The organism is Kitasatospora sp. NPDC036755, from assembly GCF_040636595.1.
Lineage (GTDB): Bacteria > Actinomycetota > Actinomycetes > Streptomycetales > Streptomycetaceae > Kitasatospora.
Genome location: NZ_JBEZUT010000470.1, coordinates 1 through 4,976, shown reverse-complemented (window position 1 = coordinate 4,976; position 4,976 = coordinate 1). Strand labels below are relative to the sequence as shown.

The 4,976-nt window shown below is 78.4% G+C and carries 1 protein-coding gene and 1 pseudogene; one reads left to right on the top strand and one right to left on the bottom strand.

What is annotated here, in order from left to right; translation table 11 throughout:
* Positions 1 to 1,126, top strand: a pseudogene (locus AB0E96_RS38150) (hypothetical protein); the annotation flags it as partial.
* 51 nt (positions 1,127 to 1,177) lie between these two features.
* On the opposite strand, the gene AB0E96_RS38145 reads toward AB0E96_RS38150, so the two are convergent.
* On the bottom strand, positions 1,178 to 4,537 hold the full coding sequence (locus AB0E96_RS38145; RefSeq protein ID WP_359830990.1) for a S8 family serine peptidase: 3,360 nt from the start codon (positions 4,535 to 4,537) through the stop codon (positions 1,178 to 1,180).
* Between the last annotated feature and the right edge of the window lie 439 nt (positions 4,538 to 4,976).

The following is a 4,976-nucleotide window of genomic DNA, read 5'->3' as shown; positions in this document are numbered from 1 at the left end:
GCGGGCGGGGCACGCGGCGCTGCGCGCGGCGGCCGACTGGCCGCGCGGGCGCGCCGACCCCGGCCCGCACGCCTTCACCCCCAACGATCCGCTGCTGCTGAACGGCCAGGGCGGCGGGTGGTTCAGCGGCTACCTGCCGACCGTCACCGCCCTGCTGCTGCACGATCTCGGCGCGGGCTGGACGGCCGGCGGGCGGCAGACCGGGAGCGTCACCGACCCGGTCGGGCAGGCACTGTTCGGCGTCCGCGCCCACCTCGACGACGGGCCGCCGCCGTACGGCTTCGTCCCCGCCCGGGCGGCCGCCGCGCCGCTGGTCACGGTGCTGCCCCCGGGTGCCCGCCCGGAGACCACCTCGGTCTGGTCCCGGCAGGAGTCGCTGCTCGGCAGTCAGGTGTACGACGCTCCGCTGCCCGTCCCGGCGGGCGGTCCGGCGCCCACCCTGCACGGCACCAGCGGCTGGTCGGTGCCGAACGGGGGCGGGGGCGGGCAGGAGGGCACCGTGTTCACCGCCGTCTGCACGCCGGGCGGGACGGCCTACTTCCACGCGCTCTGGTACCGGGGCACGGTCAGCGGTCTGGGCACCGTCTTCCGCAGTGACGGCGAGCAGCCCACCACGGCCGTGCCGATCCACCGGCTGGGGACCGTCCCCGCGGACGGCGTGGTCCGGGTGACGCTGCGGTCGGACGTGGTGAGCCAGGTGCCCGCCCGCCCGATCGGCTGCCTGCGGGCCGGCGCCCTGGAGGACGCCGTCGCACGGCTCACCGCGACCGGCGCCACCCGGGTCGAGGCCGGCGGGCACACCCTCGCGGCGGCGCTCCCGGCGGGCTCCACCGGCACCGCGCTGCTCTCCGTCCCGGCCACCGACGGCTGGAGCTGCGCGGTGGACGGCGGCCGGTACGCGGCGCCCGTCCCGGTGCTCGGCATGATCGGTGTCCCGCTGGGCGGCGGCGCCTCCCGGGTCGCCTGCGCCTTCCGGCCGCCCGGCCTCACCGAGGGCCTGACCGTCGCCTCTGCGACCGCCGCCGCCCTCGCCCTGGTCGCCGTGTTCGCCCGGTTCTCCCGACGCCCCACCCGGCCCCCGCGCCGGGACCGCCGGCGGGCGGCCCGGGTGAACGCCGGCGCATGAGAGGGGGCGGCCCGCCGGAGTCCCGGTGGGCCGCCCCTGGTCACCGGGCGGTCAGGGCAGGTCGAGCACCTGGGCCCGCCGCTCGGCCGGGTTGCGGTGGTACAGCAGCAGGAGCCGCGAGGTGTCACCCCGCGCCCGCCGCACGTCGAGGACGGCGCCCGGACCGGCCGGGGCCAGCACCGCGGCCGGCCCGGTGAGGCCGGACCGCACGGTGAGCGCCGGCCGCAGGACGTCCAGCGGGACGGACGGGCTGGTGCCGTCCAGCCCGATCGAGGCGAAGGCCTCGGCCACGTCCGGCGTGCCGCCCCCGGCGTAGCCGGTCCACACGCCGTAGCGGACGGTGCTGTGCCCGGGGGTGACGCCGGGCAGGGCGCTCAGCCGGACGGGCAGGACCAGGACGTCGCTGTCCAGCAGCCCGGTGTCGGTGTCGCCCCAGTGGGCGTTGAGCGGCTGGACGTCCAGTTCGGCCCCGGTGCGGGCGTCCAGCGCGCGGGAGACCAGGACGTCGCTGCCGTGCTGCCGGTCGGCCTTGAGGATGACGTCGGTGCTGCCGTCCCCGTCGGTGTCCAGCGCCACCCGCACCCCGTACAGCCCCACCGGGGTGGCCGCGGGTGCCCACAGCTGTGCTCCCACGTAGAGCAGTCCGGAGTCGACGGCGGCGCCGGCCGCGCGCAGGTCGGCGGCCCGTTCACCGGGGTGCTCGACGCAGGTCTCCTGGTCGTCCTCCCCCGCGTCCTTCGGCCGCAGGCCCGCGCCCGGGGCGACCGCCCCGCCGCTGCCGCCGGGCGGGCAGTCGGGCCAGCGGGGCCCTTCGCCGCCGAGCGCGAAGGCGCTGACCAGCCCCGGGTCCCCGGCGGGCGCGGCGCGGCCGCCGAGGGTGACCAGGGTGCCGTCCCGGGCGGTGCGGACGGCGGCCGTCACGGTGAGGTCGCCGGTCGGGCGCGGGGCGGCGAGCACCGGGATCCGCAGCTGCGGCAGCGTGTCGTCCCCGACCGGGGTGAGCAGCACCCGGCCGGAGAGCTCGCCCCGGTAGCTGCGGGCGCGGCCGCCCTGCACGGTGTCGATCGTCGGGTCGGGCGCCCGCCCGAGCTCCCCGGGTACGGACAGGGTGACCCGCACCCGCGCGGTGCCCCCGGCCGGGACGTCGACCCGGTCCGGTGCCACCCGGTAGGAGGCGCCCGGCAGTCGGGTGGAGGCCGCGTACGACGTGCGGTAGGCCAGCGGCCTGTCCGAGGTGTTGCGCACCTCGATCTCCCGGGTCGGCTCCGTCGGCCCGTCGACCTCGACCGGGCCGAAGGAGACCCCGACGGCGCCCTCCACGGCGCCCTCCCCCGCCGCGTAGGCGACGGCGGGCGTGCGGACCGCCCCGTCCACCCGGACCCGCCCGGCGCCGGCCCGCTCGGGTCCGTACACCGGTCCGCTGCGGTCGTCGCCGAGGAAGGTGTCCGCGGTGGTGTTCATCAGCGCGGCCTTGACCTGTTCGACCGGCCAGTCCGGGTGCGCGGCGCGGACCAGCGCGGCGAGCCCGGCCACGTGCGGGGTGGCCATCGAGGTGCCGCTCTCGCGCTGGCCGCCGGCTCCGCTGCCCACCAGGGCGGACCAGATGCTCTCGCCGGGGGCCGCCAGGTCGGGCTTGACCACGCCGGGGACGCCGATGCCGCGCGAGGTGAAGTCGGTCAGGGTGTCGACCCGGGCCGGCTGGTCCTGCGGGACGGTGCCGTGCAGGGTGTTGCCGGCCGCGGCGAGCCGGACCCGCACCGGCCCGGCGGCCGCGGCCCGGCGCAGCCGCTCGCCGTCGGCGCGCGCCAGCAGCACGGCCGGGATCCGGTCGTTGCCGGAGATCTCGGCGAGGTGGTCGGAGTCGGCGGCGTACACCGCGCCGATCGCTCCCGCGTCGGCGGCGTGGTCGGCGCGCGGGCCGGAGTTGCAGGCCCGGTCGGGTTCGCGGGTGTTCCAGTCGAGCAGCGCGATCCTCCCCTTCAGCCGCTGCCGGTCGGCCTCGCTGAAGTCGGCGCAGCCGTCCGACTGGTCGGCGGGCAGGGCGAGTTCGCCGCTGACGTCGGCGCTGGACCACCCCTGGTAGCGCTCGCTCCAGTGCGCCGGGACGGTGCCTGCCTGCGTCGCGGGGGCGAGCACGGTGATGCCGTCCACGTCGGCGTGCCCGTGCACCGAGGCGGCGACGGTGACCGCCCGGGCGGCGGTGCCGGGGCTGCCGCCGATGCCGTACACGTCGCCGTCGTTGCCCGCCGCCGCGACCACGACGGTGCCCAGTTCGGCGAGCCGGTCGACGGCCAGGGCGTCGGTGTCGTCGGTGCTGCCGAAGTGGCTGCCGAGCGAGAGGTTGACGACGTCCAGCCGGTCGCTCAGGTCGCCGTCCCCGTTCGGGTCGGCGGCCAGGTCGAGCGCCTCGGTGACCCGGTCGGTGGAGCCGTCGCAGCCGAACACCCGGATCGCGTAGAGCTGGGCGCCGGGAGCCGTGCCGGGGCCGACCCGGAAGCCGGCCGGGTCCAGCCCGGGCCCGTACGGGCCGGTGTACGGACGGCCGTCGGCGGTGACGCCGTACCCGGCGGCGGTGCCGGCCACGTGGGTGCCGTGCCCGTTGCGCACGCAGTCGATCGGGTTGTCGCTGGGGTGCGGCACCGGCTGGTGGTGCGGGGAGGCCGGGTCGGGGTCGTAGTCGTCGCCGACCAGGTCCTTGCCGCCGACCACCTTGGCGTTGGGGAACAGCGCGGGCGGCGCGGGCCTGCCGCGCTCGACCGAGCGGAACGCCTCCTCGGTGCCGGGGCCGCCGAAGTCGGCGTGGGTGTAGTCGATGCCGCTGTCGATGATCCCGATCCGGGTGCCCCGGCCGGTGCCGGCCGCCTGGTCCCCGGCCCAGACCTGCGGGGCTCCGGTCAGGGGGACGGAGTGGGCGTTGTCGCGCCGTTTGGCGACGATCGGGTGGACGGCCCGGACGCCGGGCAGCGCCCGCAGCGCGGGCAGCCGGTCGGCGGGCGCGCTGACCGCGAGGCCGGCGAGCACCGTCCGGGTGCGGTAGAGCTCGCGGGCGGTGGGCGCCGCCCGGTGGACGGCCCCGGCGAGCCGGTCGAGCGCGTCCCCGGCCCGGGCCCGCTGGGCCGCGCCGGCCTGCGCGGCCTCCCGGCGGGCGGCCTCCGGTGAGCGCCGGGCCCGACGGGCGCCGTCGGCGGCGCGCCGCCAGGCGGAGCCGGCCGTCTCGGTGGTGAGTTCGAGCAGGACGGAGGCCGTCCGGCCCTGCCCCGGGGGTCCGGCCGACGGCGGTCCGGCCGATGGCGGTCCTGCGGCGGGTGGGCCGCCGGCCGCCGGGGTGGCGGCGAGGACGGCGCTTCCGGCCAGCAGGGCCAGGGTGAGGCCGATCCGGGCGGCGGGTCGGCGGACGGGTGGCAGACGCACTGGGCCCTCTCCCCCGGCAGGGGGACTGATCCGCACTCCGTGTCGCTGACGCCCGCCCACGCGGACGTCGATCACCCCTCCGAGGGCCCCCAAATTAGGATGATCGCGCCGACGGGGACGAGCAACTTCCCTCGAACGGAACGGGGTTGCACTCTACTGGGTGACATCAGGCCGACCCGTACGGCGCATTCGGCAGATGAACGCCAGAGCCGGAGGCCTGAACGGCGGGGCGCCGGGACCCCTCGACCCCGACGGCATCCGAACGCCGGCGGCACCCGAACGCCGGCGGCACCCGGCCCGCGGTCGGGCCCGGAGCCGGGACCGGCTCAGTGGTGCCCGGTCGCCCCGCCGTTGTCCCGGCGGTCCAGCGAGCGCTGCAGCGCGGCGAGAAGATGGGCGCGGACCACCAGCGCCGCATCATCGGGTACTTCACCGGCTG